We start from the raw sequence: 22,869 nt of genomic DNA, 5'->3' as shown, positions 1-22,869 counted from the left end.
TCCGGACCGTATTCTGCCACATTCATTGATCAACCGATCAATGGAGTCCCGTCCCGACGTCTTCAGGAGTATGCATGGCCGTGACCCGCATGGACCCGATCGTTCCCACCACCCCCCTCGCGGGTGGCACCGCCCTCGTGACCGGCGCCGGCCAGGGCATCGGGCGAGGGATCGCACTTGCGCTCGCCGCGGCCGGCGCCTCGGTGGCCGTCGTGGGGCGCACCGCGGAGACGATCGGTGCCACCGCGGTCGAGATCGAAGCTCGGGGCGGCCGTGCGGTGCCGTACGTGTGCGACGTGACCGACGCGGCGGCCGTGGAGGCGACCGTCGCGGACGTGGTGAGGGAGTTCGGTGGCCTGAACATTCTGGTGAACAACGCGCAATCACCCGCTCCGGGAACGCTGCTCGAACTCGACGAGGCCGTGTACCGCGACGGGATGGAGTCCGGCCCGACCGCCACCTGGCGGATGATGCGGGCGTGCCACCCGCACCTGCGCGGCGGTGGTTCGATCGTCAATCTCGGATCGGCGGCCGGTATCCGGTGGAACCCCTCGGGCACGGGTGGATACGCCGCCGCGAAGGAAGCGATCCGGGTTCTCACCCGCACCGCCGCCTGTGAGTGGGCGGCGGACGGGATCCGCGTCAATTCGATTCTTCCGCTCGCCGATTCGGTGGCCATGCAGGAGTGGGCGGAACGCGAGCCGGACGAAGCCGCCGCATACGCGAGTTCGATCCCACTCGGTCGACTCGGTGATCCCGAGACCGATATCGGGCCCGCTGTCGTCTTCCTGTGCAGCGAGGCGGCCCGCTACATCACGGGCCATTCGCTTCCGGTGGACGGAGGTCAGGCGCTGGTGCGCTGAGCCATCGGCCGGCCGAGGTGTGGCTGGGAATCGGCCGGGGACAGGGAGCGCCAGACGGCCCGTGCCGCGAGCCGGACCGGGGTGGCCAGGCTGACGGTGTCGACGATGTCGACGGGTCCGGTCACGGACAGCGCTCCCACGCACATCTGCCCGTTTCCGATCGGCGCCGCCACGCATGCGATACCCGGCAACGATTCCCCGCACTCGTGCGCGACGTGGCGTTCGCGGATACGTGCGATCTCGTTGCGGGAGAGCAAATTCTCAGCCCTCGGAGCAGTGGCGTACGTGCATCCGGTCGCAGGATAGGCGGCGTGCATCCGGGTGTGGGCCAGAAGGGCCTTTCCGAGTGCGGTGCGATGCGCCGGCTGCCGTCCGCCGATGCGCGAGGGGAGTGCGACAGGTCCGCGGCCGACCTTGTCGACGTAGCGCACATCGCCACCTTCGAGAACCGCCAGGTGTACGACGAGACCTGTCGCCGAATGCAGGTCGTGCAGGACGGGGTGGGCCGCTCGGTGCAGGCGGTCGTGGTTCCTCGCCAGCGCGCCCCACTCGAGCGGTGTGCGTCCGAGCGCGTAGGTCTTGCCGCGCTTGCTCACCCAGCCGTGCTCGGCGAGCTGGGTGAGCAGCCGGTGGGTGGACGAGCGGGGCAGGCCCGTGCGCGTCGACAGTTCGGAGAGGGTGAGGCGATCGCCGGTGTGGAACTCGTCCAGGAGCCCGGCCACGCGGGCGATGAAGGCGTTGGAGAAGTCGTCGGTGTGTGTCATGGCATCCTCACGATGTGCCGGAACCGTCCGTTGATCGATTGATCAACGGGGCTGTGGACAGGGCGTGGTGTCACGCGGTCAGGGTCGCTTCCAGGTGGTCGGCTGCCCGACGCAGCCGCCGGGTCGCGTCTTCGCCGAGCGCCTCGACGGGGCCGGCAAGTGAGAGTGCGGCGATCTCCCCGTCCCCTGCGGCGAAAGCGGCGACGGCGTGCCGGAAGCATTCACCGCCGTACACGACACCACCGGCGAGCGTGTATCCGTCGGGGCCGCTCAGCGCAGGATGGTGCCCGTCGCGTCGGGCGAGCAGCGCCAGGCCGGCGACGGTGTCCTCGGCGGGACGCCGCTGACCCGCCCAGGTGGTGTCGGTGAACTGCGCGCCGCTCACCTTCTCCAGGTAGACGACCTGGTCGTCGTCGAGAACGGTCAGGTGGACGGCGAGACCGGTCTCTCGGTGCAGGTCGTACATCGAGCGGAGGGCGGCGCTGTGGATCCGGTCGTGTGCCTGCGCGAGGGCGCCGAGCTCGACGATCTTCGGGCCGAGGTGATAGGTGGTGCCGCTGCGACGCATCCATCCGACCCACACGAGCTGGAGAAGCATGCGATGGGCCGACGAGCGGGGGAAGCCCGTTCGTCGGCACAGTTCGGTGAGGGTCAGTCCGTCCGTGTCGCGGAACGGTTCGAGCAGAAGGCCGACGCGGTCCATGACGGACGAGGGGGTGGGGAGGACTTCGGACATGGTCTTCTCCGTGGCGTGTCGTTGATTGATCGACCGATCAATGAGTATCTACGACTGTAGTGCCACTCGGAGCTCTGCGGAAGAACGAATTTCAAGACCGACGAAAAATGCACCGCGACCGGAAGTCGCGGTGCATTCGTCGGACAGGCCCGTGGGATATCAGGCAGTGGGAGGCAGGAACGCCTTCAGCGGCTCGGATCCCGACTGGTCGTGGCCCCAGTACGCATCCGCCGTGATCTCCTCGGACGTGTAGTGACGCTCGTCGACGAGCATGCCTTCGGTACCGAACTCGAGATCCCAGCCGCCGGGTGCGCGGACGTAGAACGAGATCATCTTGTCGTTCGTGTGCCGGCCGAGCGTCGACGAGATCGAGAAGTCGAGCTTGTTCACCCGATCGAGGGCCTGGCCGACCGCGTCGAGAGTGTCGACCTCGGTCATCAGGTGCACCAGGCCGGGCTCCTCGTTCGGCGGAGCCGGGCACAGCGCAAGGCTGTGGTGGCGTTCGTTGATACCGAGGAAGCGGACCCGCACGAGGCCGTCCTCGTCGAGACGGATCGAGCCGCGCGGCAGGAAACCGAGAACCTGCGTGTAGAACTCGTACGTCTCGGCGAAGTTCGCCGTCGGCAGCACGACGTGACCCAGGCCGAGGCCGCCGGTCACCCAGCGTCCGCCGAACCGCGTCACGACCGGGCTGTGGTCGAGAACCGGCCCGAAGAACACTTCGAGGCGGGTTCCGGCCGGATCCTCGAACGCGATGGCGCCCTCGGCGTCGATGTAGGTCGCTTCCTTGTGCGAGAGCACCTCGACGGTGCGTCCCGACTTCTCGACGGCCTCGCGCACTCGCTGGAGCGCGAACTCGTCACGCACCTCCCAGCCCACGGCCAGGGCCTTGTCGGAATCGCCGGGCAGCACCTGGATGCGGGAGCGGCGCTCGTCGATGCGGGCGTAGAAGCCGTCGGCCTCGGGGCCGGTTCCCTCGGCCATGCCGAGCCCGTCGAGGAGCAGGGCGCGCCAACGCGGCACGTCCTGCGTCTGGATGCGGAGGTAGCCGAGACCTCTCAGTTCAGTCATGTCATCGTCCTCGAAAGTGAAGGGGGGAATCAGATCATCGCGCGGTAGGGACCCTGCGGGTCGCCACCGAGCTGCGTCAGGGCTGCGGAGTGGTAGATCATGCCGGGCACGTGGATGGCGTGCGTCAGGCCGACGTGTGCGTCGCGCCAGAAACGCTGCATCGGAGTCTTCAGGTGCACCGCTGCACCGCCGGCACGCGCGAAGATCTCGTCCATCGCCCGCACGGCGCGCCACGCGGCCGAGATCTGGGTGCGACGTCCGATGGCGCGCTCCTCGAAGCTGATCTCCTCACCGCGGTCCGTCTTGTCCCAGAAGCGGTCGACGGTCTCGAGCAGCGCGAGTCGCGACGCAGAGATCTCGGAAGCGGCCTCGCTGATGGCGTACAGGACGTACGGGTCCTCCTTGATGGGGACACCGGTGACCTGGACGCGCTCCTTCTGCGCTGCGATGTAGCAGGCGAGTGCGCCCTCGGTCATGCCGATCAGCGACGAGGTGATGCCCAGCGGGAAGATGTACGAGAACGGGAACTTGTACAGCGTCTCGTCGCGACCCGCGTGGCGCCAGCCGTTGCCGCTGAGCACGATGTCGGCGTCGATCGTGCGGTGCTCGGGGATGAAGGCGTCCTTGATGATCAGGTCCTTCGAACCCGTGCCGCGCAGGCCGATGACGTTCCAGCTGTCCTGGTCGATCTCGTAATCGGAGCGGGGGAGCACGACGTGCAGCACCTGGCCGGTGCGGTTGCCGTCCTTGTCGCCGACGGCGGCACCGATCATGATCCAGCCGCAGTGGTCGGTGCCGGACGAGAACGACCAGCGGCCGTTGAGGATGTATCCGCCGTCGACGGGCACCGCGACACCCATCGGTGCGTACGGCGAGGCCATCCACATGTCGTTGTCCTCGCCCCAGATCTCCTCCTGGGCCTTGGGGTCGAAGAAGGCGAGCTCCCACGGATGAACGCCGACGATGCCGGCGACCCAGCCCGTCGCGCCGTCGAGTGCACCGAGCGCCATGATGGTCTCGGCCGCCTCACGCGGGTGGCCTTCGAAGCCGCCGTACTCTTTCGGCTGGAAGGTGCGGATGATGCCGGAGTCACGCAGGCGCTTCGCGGTGGTGTCGGTGAGGCGCATGAGCTTGTCGCCCTCGACACCCTCGGCGCGGATCTCGTCCGCGTGCTGCATGATCCTGTCCAATACCTGACCCATGACGGTGACTCTTCCTGGGATCGGCTGCTGTGAGCCGGGACTGTGTGGGAGGGGGTGTTCCGCGTAACGGAGCGACCTGCGCTGTGCAGGTGTGGCGTATCGAACAGTCCCAGCCCGTGATGTGATCGCGCACCGATGTTTCCGTTGAACGGGACATCCGGGCAACACGGACGGGGTCCGCCCCCTTCGGCGGGCCGGCTGTTGTTCCGATCAGCGGGACGTTGCAGGAGATTGCGTCCGACGGCCGGTAGACAGGCCGGTGACCGCCTGCTCCGGAAGGATCGCCATGACCGAGACCACGGCCCGCCCGATCAGTGATCTGTCTGCGGCCGAACAGCTTCTCGCCATCCACGAGATCCAGCAGGTCTTCGCAGCTCGGCTGCGGGTGATGGACACCAAGCAGTGGGAGCTGTACCCGACTCTGCACACCGAGGACGTGGTGAGCGAGACGTGGGGCGGACTCCCCAGCGACAAGCAGCCCCGTACCGGTGAAGAGGCCGGTCGTGTGGTGGGTCGCGAGGCACTCACCCGCGCCATCAGCAACTTCCTCGACGGACCGGTGTCGATCACCTCCGCGCACCACGGGCACTGCCCCGAGATCGTCCTCGAATCAGCCACGAGCGCGCGCGGCATCTGGGCGATGGAGGACCAGCTGTGGTGGGACAACGACGGCGTCGAGGAGTCGCTGCACGGGTGGGGGCACTACCACGAGGAGTACCGCAAGGTCGACGGTGTCTGGCTGATCTCCTACCGCAAGCTCACCCGCCTGCGTGAGGTGCACACGCCGGGCTTCTTCAGTTTCCTGAAGGGACTCTGAACGACGCCCGTCAGGGATGGATTCTTCGGCGACAGCGTTTTCGGCGTGAAGGACTCGCTCGTCAAGGAGTTTGCGCAGCAGTCGCCGGGCCACGCCGACGCCGGACGGACGCGGTCTGGGGGACCGCTCCTGGGTGAAGGTCCGGTTCGACATCGTGCTCGCGCCCGAGGGCGTCTGACCCCCACGGGTTGACGCGGTGAAACGAGGTTCGCCCCTGCAACAGGCCGGGCGAACCCCGTTTCACCGCGTCAAGATGCGGTGTCTTCGGTTGGTGAGCCCACCTCCCGTGCGAGTCGCATCATCTCTCCGCCAACTACGTGCGGACTCTTGATGTTTCGTGAACTCGCAGTAACAGTATTCGCTGCTGTGGCTCTGGCGGCCGGGTTCGTCGGCCTCTGAACCCTGGACGAGGGCGTTACGTAAAAGTGATTGTCGTCACTTTCGGTTTTTCGGGCGTTCGGGGCTACATGCAGGTAGATGCGCTCGAAGCCCAAGAGATTCAACCGAACACAGGACGCAATCCCACGACCGTCTCGGACGATGGGTCTGGATTTCCCGGCTGATCTGCGACAAGACTTCAGTTCACACGTAACGCTCAGCTATTTCTTAGGGATAGTTCGGGTAACGCTCGCTCGAGTCCGGTTCCACCGCCGGGGCTGGACTCGTCGGGAAAGTTTTGTCTCGGGGAGGAGACACCACTTATGGGGAGGACTGCGGGATGACGACGGTCGATGATCGAGGGGTCGACCCGTTCGACGCTCCGCGGGGTGCGCAGAACCGCGCCCCCGCGGACGCGTCGCCCGGCACCGGCGTCAATCGGTGGAAGTGGCAGGACGTCTACGTCAAGCGGCTCTACGTCACGGACGCGCTCGTCGTGGTGCTGTCCGTGCTGCTGGCGCAGTGGGTGCGGTTCGGATACGAGGAACTCTTGCTGGCCGGGGAGGGCGCAGCATTCGAGTACTCGTTGACATCCGCGACCATCATCGTCGCGTGGTTGGGCGCATTGAGCCTGTTCCGCACTCGGTCGCGTCGCGTGATCGGTGCCGGCTACGACGAGTATCAGCGAGTCATTTCGGCGACGCTCGCCATGTTCGGCACCATCGCCATCATCGCGCTCATCACCAACGAGCAGATCGCGCGCGGATTCCTTGCCATTGCGTTGCCGGTCGGCCTCGCCGGCTTGCTGCTCACTCGGTGGGTGTGGCGGAAGGTGATCGCGCGCAAGCGTGCTCGGGGCGACTTTCAGACGTCGGTACTCGTGGTGGGTGGTGCGCGGGCGGTGCGGCACATGACCCGCACCTTCTCCCGTAAGGACGGGGAGGGTTATCGCGTCGTCGGTGTGTGCGTGCCCCGCTATTCGGGTGCCGCGGGGGATGTGATCGATGTCGACGGCCGGGAGATCACTATCTACGGCGACGAGCATTCGGTCGTCGAGGCGCTCGAGTTGTCGGGGGCGGACACGGTGGTGGTCACCGCCACCGAGACCCTGGGCAGCGACGGTTTGCACGATCTGGTCTGGCAGCTCGAGCCGCTCGACACCGACCTGGTCGTCGCCACGGGTGTGGTGGATGTGGCGGGTCCGCGGATCGAGATGCGCCCGGTGGCCGGTCTGCCGCTGATCCACGTCGAGAAGCCGAGCTATCACGGGGCGAAGCGGTCGGGGAAGCGGATCGTCGATCTGGTCTTCGCCGGTGCGGCGCTGGTGGCCCTGGCTCCGGTGTTTGCGGTCGTTGCGCTGTTGATCAAGCTCGAGGATCGGGGTCCGGTCTTCTACAAGGCCGAGCGCATCGGCATCGATGGCACGCCGTTCGGGATGATCAAGTTCCGGTCGATGGTGACCAACGCCGACACGATGGTCGAGACGTTGTTGGCGCAGAACGAGGGTGCCGGCCCGTTGTTCAAGATGAAGGACGACCCGCGGGTCACCCGTATCGGCAAGGTGATGCGCCGGTTCAGCATCGACGAACTCCCGCAGTTCCTCAATGTCATTCGCGGGGAGATGAGTGTGGTGGGTCCGCGTCCGCCGTTGCGGCGAGAGGTGGAGGCCTACGACGGTCGCGTCAAGCGCCGGCTGCTGGTGCGCCCGGGTGTGACCGGCCTGTGGCAGGTCAGCGGCCGGTCGGATCTGTCGTGGGACGAGTCGGTGCGGCTGGATCTGTCGTATGTGGAGAACTGGTCGATGGTCTCGGATGTGTTGATCATCGGCAAGACCGTCAAGGCGGTCCTGGCCAGCGACGGCGCCTACTGAGAAAAGCTCGACAAGAACGGCCTCGGAGTTCCCACTCCGGGGCCGTTCTTTCGTATGCGGTAGATAGCAGCGGTGCCGTTCAGTCGGCTTTGCGCTTTGTCGAGCGGCGGGGTCGACTCCCGTTCTCCAATGGCTCGAACAGCACGGCGGTGTTGATGGTGGCGAGTTCGCGGCTCGCGGCCTCGTACAGGCCGGTCAGCACCTGCATCGATCGCGACGCGTGCCGCATCTTCGTGGTGATGTCGCTCAGTTCCTCGAGGTTGGACACCAGGGTCTCGCGGCGGAGCTGGGCGTAGCGATCGGTGACGGCCCGACCCTTCTCGGTGACGGTGAAGACGGAGGAGGTGCCGGCCTTCCGTCGTTCGAGTAGGCCGAGGCTGACGAGCTTGCGGAGGTTGTACTGCAGATTGGGCAGATCCTCCCGGTTGGTCAGCTGGGCGATCGTCGCGGTGTCCTTCGAACGCTCCTGCATCCGCACGACGTGCAACGCGACGATCTCGTTGAAGGCCAGGTCGAGGTCTGTGGCTGCCCGGATCGCTTGGATGGCGAAGCGTTGGAAGCCGCCTTCGGCTTGGAGGATCGCGAACTCGAAGGACGTCAGGGCGTCCTCGTAGGCGTTCTCGGCGAGATGCCAACGTCTGCCGGTGGGCAGGGGTGCGGTGTCGCTGGTCGGCTCGGAGTCTGCGCTGGTCATCACTGTCTTCCGCGATAGGCCCGGGCTCATCGCCCCGCGGCGGGGTGCGCCGCGCGGGTCAACGGTATCAAGATTGCGCACATGTCATCAATGTAAATTTCATGGATTTTCTATTGACGTTCCACGGAACTTCGATACTTTGGCTTCAGACACAGCGAGTGTCACCCACTTCTCGAAGACCCGGTTCTCGGGTCCGTACCTCGGTCGCACCTCAGCCCATCCAGCGACCTACCCCACCCCTCACTCACCTCCAGGGAGTCATTCCATGACCGCTATCTCGCACAGCGGATCCTCGGCGGGCGTCACCCGCCAGTACGCCCCGTATGTCCAGGCAGACTGGGGTTTCGCCAACCACTGGTATCCCGCGCTGCTGTCCAGCGAACTCGAGGACGGCACCGCCAAGGGCGTCACCATCGGTGGACACGACATCGCCCTGCGTCGCAGTTCGGGTAAGACCTACGCAGTATCCGACCGCTGCATCCACCGAGGCGTGAAGCTCTCGGCGAAGCCGATGTGCCTGTCCGAGGGCACGATCACGTGCTGGTACCACGGCTTCACCTACGGACTCGAGGACGGCAGCCTGACCACGATCGTCGGCAATCCCGACGACTCGCTGATCGGGAAGGCCGGCATCCGGACGTACCCGGTGGAAGAGGTCAACGGGATCATCTACGTGTTCGTCGGTGAGGAGGACTTCGGGACTCCGCCTCCGCTGGCCAGCGACCTTCCCGCGCCGGTCACCAACGACCCCAACGATTCTCCCGTACCGCATCTGCTCGACGAGGGCATCGTGATCCGCGGCATCCACCGCAAGCTCGTCGGAAACTGGCGCCTCGCCGCCGAGAACGGCCTCGATCCGGGACATCTGCTGGTCCACTGGGACAACCAGATCCTGGTCGCTCTCGACCGCGCCCTGCCTCTCGGTGTCAATGCACTCACCGACTCGGCGACGGAGGAGATCGACATCGAGGACGGTCCCAAGGGCGTGATGAACCGCTACGACCGCCCCGACCTGTACCAGCCGGTTCTGGACAATCCCAAGGTCAACATGAAGGCCCGCGGCACGGTCCCGCACTATTTCCGCACCTCGTTGTGGGTCCCCGGTGTCCTGATGGTCGAGCACTGGCCCATCACCGACCACGTCCAGTACGAGTTCTACGTCCCGATCGACGACCACCATCACGAGTATTGGGAGATCATCGCCACCCGCGCCCGCACCGACGAGGAGATCGCGGAGTTCAACTTCAAGTACGACAACTTCATGCTGCCGCTGGCGCTGGAGGGCTTCAACAACAGCGACGTCTTCGCTCGTGAGGCCACCGAGGAGCACTACACCCGCTTCGACGGCTGGAACAACGAGATGTTGTGCGACATGGACTATTCCATCATCGCCTGGCGCAAGATGGCGGCCCGGCACCCGCGCGGCTTCTTCGAATCGCCGTACCTGGACGAGGACTGACCCATGACGATCACCCCGACCGAAGCGGTGGCGGCGTCCGAGGCCGGAGTCGTCCACACGGTAGATCTGACCTTCGCCGATGGCACCAAGACTGTGTCCGTGCCGGCCGGTTCGACGGTTCTCGAGGCGGCCACGGCCGCAGGGGTCCGACTGGTCAGTCAGTGCACTGTCGGGACGTGTGGCACGTGCGTCGGCAAGGTCGTTCGTGGCGACCTCGCGATGCCGCAGGACCGTGTGTTCTCCTTGCGCCAGGACGAGATCCGCGAGGGCCAGCGACTGTTGTGCCAGTCGGTGGCGTGCGCGGACAGTGAGGTCGAACTCGATTATCCGGCCTCGATGCTGGACGAGTATCCACTCGTTGCCGCCACGGCCAAGGTCGGGGCGATCACTTGGCTCGGAGAGTCGGTGGTGGAGCTCGTGCTCAAACTGCCGAAGTCCGTCCGGTTCGCCTTCCGTGCCGGCCAGTACGTCCGGATGCAGGTGCCGGGCACCGAGGAGTGGCGTTCGTACTCGATGGCATCCGGGGAGCGCGACCGCAAGAAGCTCGCGTTCACGATCCGAGTCCTGCCGTCCGGGGCGATGTCGGACTATCTCCGCAAAGTCGCCGCCGTCGGTGACGCGATCGAAATCGAAGGGCCCAGAGGAGGATTCGGACTCTCCGACGAGCCCGGTCCCACGTTGATGATCGCAGGCGGCACCGGTCTCGCACCGATGTTGTCCATGCTCGAGAACCTGCAGACCGCTCGTGAGGACCATCCGATCCGTCTCGTGTTCGGATGCGCCCGGGAGGCAGATCTGTTCCACCTCGACGAACTCGAGGCCCGCCGGAGCTTCATGCGCACCCTCGACGTGCGGGTGGTGTCCGATGAGCCGACCTCCATCGAGGGGGTCCTCACCGGGAACCCGGTCAGCGTCCTCACCGAGGACGACGTTCGTCACCCGCGTACGTCCGCCTATCTGTGCGGACCGCCCGCGATGCTCGCCGCCGCGCACGACCGGCTGGTCGAACTCGGCCTGCCTGCCGAGCGCATCCACGCCGAGCAATTCCTTCCCAGTTAGCCGCCTGCCCGCGGCGCCCCTTTCGAAACAGAGGACGATATGAGCATCACCCGCTTGGGCGCTCTGAGTGTCGACGTCTCCGATCTCGACACCTGGCGTCAGGTTCTGGTCGATCTGCTCGGATTGCAGGCACGACCTCGGCACAATGACACCGATCCGCTGCTGATCCGGCTCGACGACCATCACCACCGCATCGCGCTGTATCCCGCGGACGAGGATCGGATCCGGGCCATCACGTGGGAGGTCGACGGCCTCGACCAGCTCCGCGACGTCGCGGACCGGGTCGCAGCCGAGGGCATCGACGTCGAGTGGATCGATACCGGTTCACCGGAGGAGCGACTGGCCGTCGCAGCATTCCGGTTCACCGACGCCGACGGTTTCCCCAACGAGGTGGTCTTCGGACCCACCATCGATCACACCCCGCTGGCCGGGGGAGGGGTGATCAGCGGGTTCGTCACCGGCGAACTCGGTCTCGGCCACGTGGTCCTGATGTGCAAGGACTACCCCGCCGCAGTCGATTTCTACACCCGGGTCCTCGGGTTCCGGCTCACCGACTACATCGTCTGGGACGGTGCGGATGCCACCTTCCTGCACTGCAATCCGCGGCACCACAGCCTGGCCTTGATGAACGAGTGCTTCAGCTTCACCGGCGGCGACTTCAACCACCTGATGATCGAGGTGGCATCGCTCGACGACGTGGGCCGCGCCTATGATCTCGTTACCGGCGCAGGCATCGCACTGCAGATGACCTTCGGCCGCCACACCAACGACGGCGTCACCTCCTTCTACATGCGCACACCGTCCGGCTTCGCCATCGAGATCGGCTACGGAGGCGACACGATCGATTCTGACGCCTGGGAGGTCAAGACCTTCCGTTCGCCGTCGCGGTGGGGCCACGAACCGCAGAAGGTCGGATGAGTGCCGTGACCGGCTCCGATACCGTCTCGCCGATCGCGGACATCCTCGCCGACGAGCATCCGAGTGTCTCCGCCGTCGAGCACTGCCTGGACCGGATCGCGAAGCGTGATCACGTCGTCGGGGCGTGGGCACACCTCGACCCGGAGCGTGCGAGCGAGCAGGCGCGGACTCGGGACGGAGAGCAGCGGCGCTCTCCGCTGCACGGTATCCCGGTGGGACTCAAGGACATCATCGAGACCGGCGACCAGCCGACCGGTTACGGCTCGAGCCTGTGGGCCGGATGGCAGCCGGCCCAGGATGCAGAGGTCGTCCGCCGGCTCCGGCGGGACGGCGCGGTCATCCTCGGTAAGACGACCAGCACGGAGTTCGCCACCTACCGGCCCACTGCGACCCGCAATCCGCACGGTCTCGACCGGACTCCGGGCGGGTCGTCGAGTGGATCTGCCGCCGCGGTTGCCGACGGCCAGGTGCCGCTCGCACTCGGCACCCAGACCGCGGGCTCGGTCCTGCGACCCGGTTCGTTCTGCGGTGTGTTCACGCTGAAGCCGACGTACGGGCGCTGGCCGTTCGACGGCGTCCTGCCCGTCGCGCTGACCTTCGACACCGTCGGCGCGTTCGCACGCCATCCGGCATGGCTGGGGGCGGTGGACGAGTCGCTCTCGACCGACGGGGTCGCCACCCCACGGACCACTGTTCTTCCCGCGCTGCGGAACCTGCGGGTGGGGATTCTCCGGCCGCCGTGGGCCGATCGGGCCACTCCGGCCGCAGCGGCGTTGCTCGACGAGTTCGCGGAGAACCTGCAAGGGGTCGTCGCCGATGTGCGGGATGTGCCGGTACCCGACGAGTTGGACGCTCTGGACCGGGCACACACCCTGATCATGGCCGTGGAGGCGTCCGCATCGCTCACCGACCGGATCGCCCGTCCACACGTCGAGCGGGTCTCCGAGCAGTTGCATCGATTCCTCAACGAGGGACGGACCGCCGCTCCGAGCGAGGTCCAGCGGGCACGCGAGGTGCTCCGGGATGTCCGGACGTTCGTCGGGCAGGTTTTCGCCGACGTCGACGTGCTGGTCACGCTCGCGGCACCGGGCGAGGCCCCGCCGATCGAGTCCGGCACCGGGGATCCGGTGTTCAACAAGCTCGCCAGCATCGCCGGATGCCCTGCGGTCGGGCTTCCCGCGGGCCGCGGGTTCGGAGGGCTGCCCCTCGGCATCCAGATCATCGCTCCACACCACGCAGACCAGGGGCTGGTCCGCATCGCAACGTGCCTGACCGACCGCGTCGGATTGGCGCATCGCTTCGAGGTTCACGACGAAGGGGGCCGACCGTGACCGACGCTCTCGAGACAACCGACACTGCGACACTCGATCCCGCTCGGCGGGAGATGTACGAGAAGGTTCTGGCGAAGTTGAATCCGGATCGGTTCCGGGATCTGCTCGTCGACCTGGTGAACATCCACAGTCCGACCGGCCGGGAGCGACCCGCGTCCGAGTACATGGCGTCGTACCTGCAGGACAAGGTCGGGATCGGTGCCCGGTACCAACCGATCTCCGAGCACACAGGCAACGCGATCGGGGAGTTGCCGGGCAGCGGTGGCGGTAGCCGGCTGCTCCTGTATGCGCCGATCGACACCCACATCGACCCGGAGGCGGACGTGCCGTGGGTGGGGAAGTCGTTGCGGCCGGACATGATTCCCGAAGCGAAGGTCGACGGCGACCTGGTGATCGGACTCGGTGCCTCGAATCCGAAGTGCATGGTGGCAGGGTTGACCGAGGTGCTGCACGCGGTCGCCGACGCCGACCTGCCGTTGCTGGGTGATCTGGCCATCGGGTTCGCAGGTGGCGGAATGCCAGTGAGCATGAGCAACCGCGACCAGGTCGGCATGAGCTCCGGCGTGTTCCACCTGCTCACCCACGGCATGATGCCCGACCACGCGATCGTGCTGAAGCCGTGGTGGGCGGTGTACCCGGAGGAACCCGGGATGTGCTGGTTCAAGGTGACCGTGCGCGGCACCTTCGGATATGCCGGTATCAGTCGTGGTACCGAGGGTTTCCGGTCGTCGATCGTGCCCGCGGCCACGGTGATCCAGGCGATCGAGGCGTGGCTGCCCGAGTACACGGCCCGTAACACCTCCGGGTCGACGCTGGCGGAGGGCTGGATCTCCGCGGTCCGGTCCGGAAACCCGGACAAGCCGGCCTTCCCGTCCGCGGCGACCGAGATCTACCTCGACGTGCGGGTCAATCCGCGGACCACGCCCGGCGAGGTGCGGCACCAGTTTGCCGAGATGATTCGTGCTCTGCGCGCGCAGCATCCGGACATCGAACTGGATTGGGAGATGTACGGGTCCCTGCCGGGCGGCATGACCGATCCCGACAACTGGATCATCCGGAGCTGCCAACGCGGTTGGGAGGAAGTCGAGGGCAAGCTCTACGAGTCCACCCCGCTACTGGGCGGGCAGACCGACGGCACCCTGATCCGTCGGCTCGGAGTTCCGTGTGCCCGAATCGGTTATCCCTGGCCGCCGGCGAGTGCCCCGGCCGAACTCAACGAGGGTCTCGGCGGCATGGGCGTCGCCTCGGTGACCGACGTGATGATGGCGACCCGTGCCATCGCGTTCGCGGTCGTCGACACCTTGACCCGTACCCGAGAGGAACTCGACCTGTGAAGCGTGTACTGAACATCGTCCCCGTGGCGGTACCGCCGGAAGCGTTGGACGCCTTCGCCGCCCAGCTCTCCGGTGACTACGTGCACCCGGCGTTCGAGAACGTCTTCGTCTCGGCACGCAACGGAGGCGGCACCCTCGACAGCGCCTACGAGACGACCCTCGCGGACGCATTCGTGCTCGACGCGGGTTGTCGTGCGGAAGAACAGGGCTATGTCGGGGTCTGTGTCAACTCGATGAGCGATTCGGCGCTCGCTGCCCTGCGCTCGCGACTGTCCATCCCGGTCGTCGCACCGAGTCAGGCCACCATGCTGCTGGCGTGCATGCTCGGCAAGAAGTTCTCGGTGATCACCATGTGGCCGCAGTGGCACGAGCTGTACCACAAGGCTGCTCGCGAGAACGGCATCATGTCCCGGCTTGCTTCCGTGCGCGACATCGGTGTCCGCCCCGATACCGCCGAACTGCTCGCGGGCAAGGAGGATTTCGTCTTCGCGGCACTCGAGCGCGAGGCGAAGACCGCGATCGCGGAGGACGGCGCCGACGTCATCATCCTGGGTTCGACGACGATGCACCAGAGTCACGCCCACCTGTCCACCGTCCTCGACGTGCCGGTGCTCAATCCCGGTGTCGTCGCCTACAAGATGTGCGAGATGCTCGTGCAGACCGGCCTGTCGCACAGCAAGCAGGCCTACCCCTCTCCCGAACGGCCGCAGGACGACCTGCTCGCCGCGGTGGCTTCCGTCTTCCCTTCAAAGGAGTCCTGATGCAGGTCGATACCAATCCCGAAGTCGCACAAACCATCCGCACTTCCGGGTTCGAGACCAACTATCACGACGTGGGGGAGGGAGACGGCATTCCGGTGCTGCTCCTCCACGGTTCCGGCGCCGGCGTCTCGGCGTGGGCCAACTGGCGAGGTTTGATCCCGGTCCTCGCAGAACAGCGTCGAGTGATCGCTCCCGATCTGGTCGGCTTCGGATACACCACCCTTCCCGATCCGGTCCGGTTCGAGATCTTCGATACCTGGATCGATCAGATCCTCGCTCTCCTCGACGGCCTCGAGATCCCGAAGGTGCACGTGGTCGGCAACTCGTTCGGTGGTGGACTCGCATTGCACCTCGCAGTCCGGCACCCGCAGCGGCTCGGCCGAATCGTGCTGATGGGAGCCGGCGGTGTGCAGTTCGACTTCACCCCCGAACTCGATGCGCTCTGGGGATACACGCCCTCGGTCGAGAACATGAAGAAGATCATGGACATCATGGCCTACGACCGGTCCCTGGTCACCGACGAACTGGCCGAACTGCGGTACCGGGCGACCATTCGGCCGGGTGCGCAGGAAGCCTTCGAGCAGGTCTTCCCCGAACCCCGGCAGCGGTGGCTGGACGCGCAGATCGTGCCCGACGAAGATCTGGCCGCCATCGAGCACGAGGTGCTCATCCTGCACGGACGCGAGGATCGGGTGGTACCGGTCGCGGCCTCGCAGAAGATGTTCGACCTGATCCCCAACTCGCAACTGCACATCTTCGGTAAGTGCGGTCACTGGACGCAGATCGAACACGCCGCACGTTTCCAGCAGCTCGTCAGCGCGTTCTTCGCCGAGGATTCCGCGGGGGCGAACGAGGGATGACCGGCCGGGGACGAAACGTTGCGGTGGCCGGTGCGGGTATAGCCGGCCTGTGCTCGGCGAAACTCCTGTCGGAGTTCGGATTCGACGTTCATGTCTACGATCGGACCCCGGACGTCGGCGGGGTGTGGAGTGTGACTCGCCGGTATCCCGGTGTCACCACTCAGAACAACAAGGGCACGTATGCGTTCTCGGACTTCCCGATGCCGGACGAGTACCCGGAATGGCCCACAGGTGAACAGGTCCAGCGGTATCTCGACGACTACGTCGAGCATTTCGGGCTCCGGCGCCTGCTGCGTCTGGGAACCGAAGTGGTCTCTGCGGAACAGGACCCGGAGTCGGAACGGTGGACGGTCACCAGTAGGAGTCTCGATTCGGACGAGACTGCGGTCGAGGAGTACGACCACCTGATCGTGGCGAACGGTATCTTCTGCGATCCGTTCGTTCCTCCCTACGAAGGTAAGGAGGAGTACGAGGGTGCGGGCGGACGGCTCTGTGCGGCGTCGGATTTCCACGACCTCGCCGATGCGGCGGGCCGCGACGTGCTGGTGGTCGGGTACGGCAAGTCGTCCTGCGATGTCGCAGAGGCGCTGAGTGAGGTGGCGGCGTCCACCACCGTCGTGGCCCGCGAAGTCACCTGGAAGATGCCGCGCAAGCTGGCGAACGTGCTCAACTACAAGTACATCCTGCTCACGCGTCTCAGTGAGGGGTTGTTCGAGCACATCGAGCAGCGAGGATTCGGACGGTTCCTGACCGGGCCGGGGAAGTTCGTTCGCAACGGTCTACTCGGTTCCATCGAGAAGATCGCCCGACGCCAACTGCGGTTCGATCGGACCGGGCTGGTTCCGGAAGGCTCGTTCGAACGGATCGTGCGACATGCCGTCAGCCTCGCGACCGAGGGATTCTACGAGAAGGTCGAGGCCGGCACCATCTCGGTGCGGCGGGGACGATCGATCGCCGTTCTGCGAGAGAAGGACGGTCGGCCGGTCGCCGAACTCGACGACGGATCGGTGCTGCCGGCGGATGTGATCGTCTGTGCGACCGGGTTCGTGCAGCGGGTGCCCTTCCTGTCGGCGGCGGTGCAGGAGCGCCTGCTGGACGATGACGGCAATTTCCTGCTCTACCGGCAGATCCTGCCCAACGACGTGGCCAACCTGTACTTCGTCGGTTATGGGTCGTCGTTGTTCAGCCCGCTCAGTGCAGAGGCGGCGGCGCTGTGGACCGTCAATCATCTGCTCGGTGGAGAGATTCCGCCGGTGGAGGAGCGTCGCGAGTTCGTCCGTACGAGGCTGAACTGGATGATCGAGCGCACCGAGGGCAAGCAGGCCCGGGGCACGAACATCATCCCGTTCTCTCTTCGGCATGTGGACGAGGTTCTCGACGAGATCGGCCTGAACGTCGGTCCGGGTACCCGATTCCTGCAGTGGCTTCTGCCCGCGCGCCCGTCGTCGTACCGGCACGCCGCCCAGGAATTGAAACGGCGGCATTCGGTGGCCGACAAGAAGGCCGCGTCGAACCGCCACGCGTCCACGCATATGCCGATATCGTGGACGAAACAGTTCGGAGGGAGCCGCATGTGCACAGCCGCCAACTACACCGCCAAGGACCACTACTTCGGCCGGAATCTCGATCTCGAATACTCCTACCGGGAAGCGGTGACGGTCACGCCGCGGAACTTCCCGTTCGAGTTCCGTAAGGTGCCGCCACTGAAGACGCATCACGCCATGATCGGCATGGCGACGGTAGCCGAGGGTTATCCGCTCTACTACGACGCGACCAACGAGAAGGGCTTGAGCATGGCGGGGCTGAATTTCCCCGACAATGCCGACTACAAGCCCGTTTCGGAGGACGGGACGAATGTCGCGTCGTTCGAGTTCATCCCCTGGGTGCTCGGACAGTTCGAGACCGTCGCGCAGGTGCGGGACGCGCTTGCGGACGTGCGCATCGTCGACATTGCGTTCAGTGAGGAGTTCCCGCCGTCCCCGCTGCACTGGATCATTTCCGACCGGGACGAGTCCATTACCGTCGAACCCGTCGCCGAGGGCTTGAAGGTCCACGACAACCCGATCCAGGTCCTCACGAACAATCCGACCTTCGACATCCAGTTGTTCAACATCAACAACTACATGAGTCTGTCGATCGATCCACCCGAGCCGCGCTTCTCGAAGGAGATCCCCTTCGATACCTACAGTCGCGGCCTCGGTGCTGTGGGGTTGCCGGGAGACCTGTCGTCGATGTCGCGCTTCGTCAAGGCCGCCTTCACCAAGGTGAATTCGGTGTCGGGCGACTCGGAGTCCGAGGCGATCAGCCAGTTCTTCCACATCCTCGGTTCTGTGGAACAGCAGCGGGGATGTGTTCGGCTCGACGACAAGTACGAGATCACCATCTACTCGTCGTGCTGTAACACCCACAGAGGCATCTACTACTACCGCACCTACGAGAACAGTCAGATCACCGGTGTCGACATGCACAAAGAGGATCTCGACGGGAGCGAACTGGCGTCGTATCCGCTGGTGAAGAGCCAGCAGGTCCTCATGCAGAACTGACCGCAGCTCGATCGGAACGGCCTCGGGGTTTCGACTCCGGGGCCGTTCTCGATCTCCGACACCCAACCGTGATTTGACTTTCCGCTGTGATGACCCGCACAGTATGTACGCACAGCGTTCATTAAGTACGTAGTGCGTACAAAATCTCTCCTTCCCTTGGAAGGAACCTTCGGTGTCACGACGCCGGTGCCGAGCACCGAGCGCTACGGCATGTCCACGCTGGTCCAGGCCAACGGCTTGAACCTCGTCTTCGATGCGGGGCGCGGAGCCACGGTGCGCCTGACGCAGGCCGGCGTTCCGGTCGGTCAGGTCGACGCCGTCTTCCTCACCCACTTCCACTCCGACCACATCAACGGCCTGTCCGACCTCTGGATGAGCAGCTACGTCCCGGCGCTCGGTGGGCGCGAGGGCGCCTTCCAGCTCTACGGGCCCGTCGGCGTCCGGAACATCGGCGACGGAATGCAGAGCACCTACCGCAACGACATCGACGTGCGCGTCGCGGACAAGGAAGTGGATCCCGCGACCACGCCGATCGAATCGCACGAGTTCGCGGAAGACGGCGTCGTCTTCGATCAGGACGGCGTCACCGTCACCATGTTCACCGTGGAGCACGATCCGGTCGGTGCCATCCAGCCGGCGGTCGGCTATCGCGTCGACTACGCGGGCAAGTCGGTGCTCATCAGCGGCGACACCGTTCCCACCGAGAACGTCCTGAAGTTCGGTGAAGGCGTCGACGTGCTGGTGCACGAGGTTGCCGATTTCGAGGATCCGTCTGCGCTGCCCAGCGTGTACGCGCACCATACGAACCCGCAGCAGGCAGGCGACATCTTCGAGCAGACCCAGCCGAAGATGGCCGTGTACAGCCACATCGTCAACGGCATCCCCGGCCGCGTCCCCGGGATCTCCGAGGAGACGCTCGTCGAACGCACCCGGGAGAACTACGACGGCCCGCTGACCGTCGGCACCGACCTGATGACCTTCCTCATCACCGGCGACGAGGTGCGCGTCGACAGCTGATCGACAGCACGGACCGAACCCCGCCGGCACCGTCGGCGGGGTTTCGGCGTGGGGCATCCGGGGTCATCTGGTGGATGTACCGCGTTTCCGACGAGGAGGACCCGACATGGCGGCCAGCGTCTCCGATCGATTCGACATCGAGGCCACACCCGAGCAGGTGATGCGCGCCCTGAAGGATGTCGAGCGCATTCCCGAGTGGTCGTCGGCGCACAAGAGCGTCGAGGTGCTCACCCGGGATGACGACGGCCGGCCGCTCCGGATCCGCATGACCCTGTCGCTGCTCGGCTTCTCCGATACCCAGACCATCGAGCATTCGTGGACGGAGAGTTCGACGTCGTGGACGCTCGTCGACAGTGCGATGCAGCGCAGCCAGGACGGGGAGTACGCCCTCGAACAGATCGCGCGCGGCACCCGGGTGCACGTCACCATGTCGCTCGAACCGAAGGTTCCGGTTCCCGGCTTCGTGCTGAAGCGCGGGCAGAAGCATGCGGTCGAAGCGGTCCGGAAGGGGCTGACCGAGTTCGTCCTGTCCAATTACGCCTGACTCGCCGTCGGCAGTTCCAGAGTGAACCGGGCTCCGCAGCCCGGTCCCTCACTGTGCGCGTGGATGCGACCGGCGTGGGCTTCGACGAGTGCCCGCGCGATCGTCAGGCCGATGCCGCTGCCGCCGTGATTCCGGTCGCGGGCGGTGTCCGCGCGGTAGAACCGGTCGAAGAGGTGGTCGAGGTGATCGGGCGCGATGCCGGCGCCCGTGTCGGTCACGGTGATCTCCGTTCGGTCGCGGCCCAGGATGCGAGTGGCGACGGTGACGTTTCCTCCTGCCGGTGTGTGCCGTAGGGCGTTGTCCAGCAGGTTCGCCAGCGCCTGTCCGAGCCGGTCGGGATCGACCGTCACCGGCGCAGATTCGACGACGTCGGCCTGCAACGTCACGCCTTTGCCGTCGTACTGCTCGCGCACCGCGTCGACCGCCGTGGCGACGAGGGTGCCGGTGGTAGTGGGCACCCGATGGATGCGGGTGAGGTGCTCTTCCGCCCGGGAGACCGCGGTGATGTCCTGTGCCAGGCGGTTCAGCCGGTGGGTGGCGGCTCGCAGAATCTGCCGGGTGTCGTCGTCGAGAGTGCGGACGCCGTCCTCGAGTGCTTCCAGATAGGAGTCGAGTGTGGCGATGGGTGTGCGCATTTCGTGCCCGAGGTCGGCGAGCATTCTGCGCCTTGTGATTTCGGTGGCTTCGAGGCGTCGTGCCAGCTCGTTGAAACTGGTTGCCAGTTCGTCGAATTCGTGGCCGAGCTCGGGGCTGGGGACGCGGGTGTCGTAACGACCTCCGGCGATCTGCGCGGTGGAGGTGGTCACCGTGTCGAGCGAACGCTGGATCCGTCGCGCGATGTACCAACTGACCGCCGAGGCCAACAGCACCGCGATCGCGACCGCCAGACCCCACGCGAGGACGATGGCCCAGGTGAAGGCTTCTTCGACGTGGGCGGCCTGGCTCGAATCGTGATCGATGCCCGCTTGTCCGAGATGGTCGTGGAAGATCCCGGGAGCGAGAGCGGACGCGACCAGCCATGCGCTGACGGCACATCCGACGACGACGGCGACGAGCGCGAGGAACAGGCGGGTGCCGAAACTCGTCGCGGTGGGGGAGCGGGACGTCATCGTCCTGTACCCATCCGGTAGCCGACGCCGCGGACGGTGCGCACGAAACGTCCCTGGTTCGCATCGTCGCCGAGTTTGCGGCGCACATGGCCGATGTGCACGTCCACGAGGTGGTCGTCGCCGACCCAGTTCTGCCCCCACACGGCCGCGATGAGCTGCGCCCGGGTGAACACGACTCCTGGGTCCTGCGCCAGGGCAGCGAGGATGTCGAACTCGGTGCGGGTGAGCGCGACCGGTGTGCCGCGCACGGCGACCTCCCGTCCGTCGACGTCGATGGAGAGATCGCCGAACACGCGGTCCTGCCGGCCCGTAGAGGCTGAGATCCGTGCAGTGGTCCGGGGACGACGCAGCATGGCCTGGATGCGGGCCATGAGTTCACGCGGGCTGAACGGCTTCGTCAGGTAGTCGTCGGCTCCGACGGACAGACCGATCAGGGTGTCGACTTCCTCGGTGCGCGCGGTGAGCATCACGACGTACGCGTCGGAGAAGGTGCGCAGCTGCCGGCACACCTCGACCCCGTCGAGTCCGGGGAGGCCGAGGTCGAGCACCAGGATGTCGGGGTCGACCTGCCGCGCGAGGGTCACGGCCTCGGATCCGTCGCCGGTGATCGTCACGTCGAAGCCGTCGCGTTCGAGATACGAACCTACGAGCTTCGCCAACGACTCCTCGTCCTCGACGACCATGGCTCGCATCCGGCCGGTCGAGCTCGGGGCGGGTGCGGATCCGCCGGATGGTCCCGTTGGGCGAACAGAGGAAGGCATGGCATCCATCATCACCACCCGCCGTGGTGCTGACGATGTGCCCGCACTTCTTGAGCAAATCTTCATGAGATCTCCACCGGAACCCGGGAGCGCACACGCGAGGGTGGATGCCATGAACAAGAAGGCTCTGGCCGCCGGTGCGATCGCGCTGGCAGTGGCATTCACGACGTCTGCGTGCAGTGATTCCAGTGGCAACGAAGCAACCACGGCGACCGCCACTTCGGTCCCGACATCCGCCGAGGCGAACTCCGCGCGGTTCGACCAGGACGATGTGATGTTCTCGCGCATGATGATCCCGCACCATGCGCAGGCCATCGAGATGAGCGACATGCTGCTGGCAAAGGACGGCATCCCGGAGCCGGTGAGGGCGCTGGCCGAGCAGATCAAGGCAGAGCAACAACCCGAGATCGAGCAGTTCGAGGCGTGGCTCGACGAGTGGGGCATGCCGCCCATGCACAGGGAGGGCACTCCCCGGATGGACAGACTCGACATGCCCGGCATGCCGCACATGGACGACATGCCGCACATGGACGGGATGATGAGCGAGCAGGACATGCAGGCACTGTCCGACGCGCAGGGTGTCGACGCGGCCCGCCTGTATCTGGAGCAGATGATCGTCCACCACGAGGGAGCGATCGAGATGGCGCAGGACGAGATCGAGGACGGGCAGTATCCCGAGACCGTCGAGCTGGCCCGCACCATCGCCGACACCCAGCAGAAGGAAATCGACACGATGCGTCAGTTGTTGACCACTCTGTAGCCGATCCGCGTCGCGGGT

The 22,869-nt window shown here is 65.9% G+C and carries 21 protein-coding genes and 1 pseudogene; 15 read left to right on the top strand and 7 right to left on the bottom strand.

Annotated elements, in window-relative coordinates:
* Window positions 1–74: 74 nt before the first annotated feature.
* The gene (locus AC0LPE_RS20055) at window positions 75–863 is read left to right on the top strand and encodes an SDR family oxidoreductase (protein WP_160874014.1); all 789 of its coding nucleotides are present in this window, start codon (window positions 75–77) and stop codon (window positions 861–863) included.
* Here the strand turns inward: AC0LPE_RS20055 and AC0LPE_RS20050 are convergent.
* The 4 genes from AC0LPE_RS20050 to AC0LPE_RS20035 form a co-directional block, all read right to left on the bottom strand.
* Window positions 845–1,627, bottom strand: a complete 783-nt coding sequence (locus AC0LPE_RS20050) for an IclR family transcriptional regulator (RefSeq protein WP_088897946.1) — start codon at window positions 1,625–1,627, stop codon at window positions 845–847. The genes AC0LPE_RS20055 and AC0LPE_RS20050 overlap by 19 nt on opposite strands.
* Window positions 1,628–1,697: 70 nt before the next feature.
* Window positions 1,698–2,363, bottom strand: a complete 666-nt coding sequence (locus AC0LPE_RS20045) for an IclR family transcriptional regulator (RefSeq protein WP_490605077.1) — start codon at window positions 2,361–2,363, stop codon at window positions 1,698–1,700.
* A gap of 159 nt (window positions 2,364–2,522) precedes the next feature.
* Window positions 2,523–3,434 (bottom strand): biphenyl-2,3-diol 1,2-dioxygenase, encoded by a 912-nt coding sequence (gene bphC, locus AC0LPE_RS20040; RefSeq protein WP_016694848.1) that lies wholly within the window; start codon window positions 3,432–3,434, stop codon window positions 2,523–2,525.
* Window positions 3,435–3,463: 29 nt separating this feature from the next.
* Window positions 3,464–4,636, bottom strand: a complete 1,173-nt coding sequence (locus AC0LPE_RS20035) for an acyl-CoA dehydrogenase family protein (protein WP_160874010.1) — start codon at window positions 4,634–4,636, stop codon at window positions 3,464–3,466.
* Between the two features lie 286 nt (window positions 4,637–4,922).
* Here AC0LPE_RS20035 and AC0LPE_RS20030 point away from each other — a divergent pair, with 286 nt between their 5' ends.
* The 3 genes and pseudogenes from AC0LPE_RS20030 (at window position 4,923) to AC0LPE_RS20020 (ending at window position 7,701) form a co-directional block, all read left to right on the top strand.
* Window positions 4,923–5,453, top strand: coding sequence for a nuclear transport factor 2 family protein (locus AC0LPE_RS20030; protein ID WP_490605076.1), 531 nt, complete (start codon window positions 4,923–4,925; stop codon window positions 5,451–5,453).
* A gap of 27 nt (window positions 5,454–5,480) precedes the next feature.
* Window positions 5,481–5,631: pseudogene (locus AC0LPE_RS20025) on the top strand (hydroxyquinol 1,2-dioxygenase); the annotation flags it as partial.
* Between the two features lie 540 nt (window positions 5,632–6,171).
* Window positions 6,172–7,701, top strand: coding sequence for a sugar transferase (locus AC0LPE_RS20020; RefSeq protein WP_490605075.1), 1,530 nt, complete (start codon window positions 6,172–6,174; stop codon window positions 7,699–7,701).
* Window positions 7,702–7,780: 79 nt separating this feature from the next.
* On the opposite strand, the gene AC0LPE_RS20015 is transcribed toward AC0LPE_RS20020, so the two are convergent.
* Complete coding sequence (locus tag AC0LPE_RS20015; RefSeq protein WP_160873994.1) at window positions 7,781–8,395, bottom strand: winged helix DNA-binding protein; 615 nt, start codon at window positions 8,393–8,395, stop codon at window positions 7,781–7,783.
* Window positions 8,396–8,660: 265 nt separating this feature from the next.
* On the opposite strand from AC0LPE_RS20015, the gene AC0LPE_RS20010 reads away from it, so the two are divergent.
* The 10 genes from AC0LPE_RS20010 to AC0LPE_RS19965 all read left to right on the top strand — a co-directional run bounded on the left by AC0LPE_RS20010 (window position 8,661) and on the right by AC0LPE_RS19965 (window position 20,221).
* On the top strand, window positions 8,661–9,854 hold the full coding sequence (locus AC0LPE_RS20010) for a Rieske 2Fe-2S domain-containing protein (protein ID WP_085469794.1): 1,194 nt from the start codon (window positions 8,661–8,663) through the stop codon (window positions 9,852–9,854).
* A 3-nt stretch (window positions 9,855–9,857) separates the two neighbouring features.
* Window positions 9,858–10,913 carry an FAD-binding oxidoreductase gene (locus AC0LPE_RS20005; RefSeq protein WP_490605074.1) on the top strand — a complete coding sequence of 352 codons (1,056 nt, stop codon included), beginning with the start codon at window positions 9,858–9,860 and terminating at the stop codon, window positions 10,911–10,913.
* A 39-nt stretch (window positions 10,914–10,952) separates the two neighbouring features.
* Entirely contained in the window at window positions 10,953–11,831 is an 879-nt protein-coding gene (locus tag AC0LPE_RS20000; protein WP_326600015.1) for a VOC family protein, read from the top strand.
* Complete coding sequence (locus AC0LPE_RS19995) at window positions 11,828–13,162, top strand: amidase (RefSeq protein WP_326600013.1); 1,335 nt, start codon at window positions 11,828–11,830, stop codon at window positions 13,160–13,162. Before AC0LPE_RS20000 ends, AC0LPE_RS19995 begins: the two co-directional genes overlap by 4 nt.
* Window positions 13,159–14,496 (top strand): M20 family metallopeptidase, encoded by a 1,338-nt coding sequence (locus AC0LPE_RS19990; protein WP_490605073.1) that lies wholly within the window; start codon window positions 13,159–13,161, stop codon window positions 14,494–14,496. Before AC0LPE_RS19995 ends, AC0LPE_RS19990 begins: the two co-directional genes overlap by 4 nt.
* Window positions 14,493–15,257 carry an aspartate/glutamate racemase family protein gene (locus tag AC0LPE_RS19985; protein WP_490605072.1) on the top strand — a complete coding sequence of 255 codons (765 nt, stop codon included), beginning with the start codon at window positions 14,493–14,495 and terminating at the stop codon, window positions 15,255–15,257. The genes AC0LPE_RS19990 and AC0LPE_RS19985 overlap by 4 nt, the downstream gene beginning before the upstream one ends.
* Complete coding sequence (locus tag AC0LPE_RS19980) at window positions 15,257–16,117, top strand: alpha/beta fold hydrolase (RefSeq protein ID WP_490605071.1); 861 nt, start codon at window positions 15,257–15,259, stop codon at window positions 16,115–16,117. Before AC0LPE_RS19985 ends, AC0LPE_RS19980 begins: the two co-directional genes overlap by 1 nt.
* Window positions 16,114–18,660 (top strand): choloylglycine hydrolase, encoded by a 2,547-nt coding sequence (bsh, locus tag AC0LPE_RS19975; protein ID WP_490605070.1) that lies wholly within the window; start codon window positions 16,114–16,116, stop codon window positions 18,658–18,660. The genes AC0LPE_RS19980 and bsh overlap by 4 nt, the downstream gene beginning before the upstream one ends.
* A 156-nt stretch (window positions 18,661–18,816) precedes the next feature.
* Window positions 18,817–19,677 carry an MBL fold metallo-hydrolase gene (locus AC0LPE_RS19970; protein WP_490605069.1) on the top strand — a complete coding sequence of 287 codons (861 nt, stop codon included), beginning with the start codon at window positions 18,817–18,819 and terminating at the stop codon, window positions 19,675–19,677.
* Window positions 19,678–19,783: 106 nt separating this feature from the next.
* Entirely contained in the window at window positions 19,784–20,221 is a 438-nt protein-coding gene (locus AC0LPE_RS19965) for an SRPBCC family protein (RefSeq protein ID WP_088897951.1), read from the top strand.
* On the opposite strand, the gene AC0LPE_RS19960 is transcribed toward AC0LPE_RS19965, so the two are convergent.
* On the bottom strand, window positions 20,212–21,330 hold the full coding sequence (locus tag AC0LPE_RS19960; protein ID WP_268654515.1) for a sensor histidine kinase: 1,119 nt from the start codon (window positions 21,328–21,330) through the stop codon (window positions 20,212–20,214). The two genes, AC0LPE_RS19965 and AC0LPE_RS19960, sit on opposite strands and share 10 nt — an antisense overlap.
* Window positions 21,327–22,013, bottom strand: a complete 687-nt coding sequence (locus tag AC0LPE_RS19955) for a response regulator (protein ID WP_490605068.1) — start codon at window positions 22,011–22,013, stop codon at window positions 21,327–21,329. The genes AC0LPE_RS19960 and AC0LPE_RS19955 overlap by 4 nt, the downstream gene beginning before the upstream one ends.
* 190 nt (window positions 22,014–22,203) lie before the next feature.
* Here AC0LPE_RS19955 and AC0LPE_RS19950 point away from each other — a divergent pair, with 190 nt between their 5' ends.
* Complete coding sequence (locus tag AC0LPE_RS19950; protein WP_490606381.1) at window positions 22,204–22,851, top strand: DUF305 domain-containing protein; 648 nt, start codon at window positions 22,204–22,206, stop codon at window positions 22,849–22,851.
* Window positions 22,852–22,869: the final 18 nt, after the last annotated feature.

Source organism: Rhodococcus sp. S3 (assembly GCF_058211795.1).
Note: the sequence above shows the minus strand (reverse complement) of the source record. Positions and strands in the feature narration are given on the sequence as shown.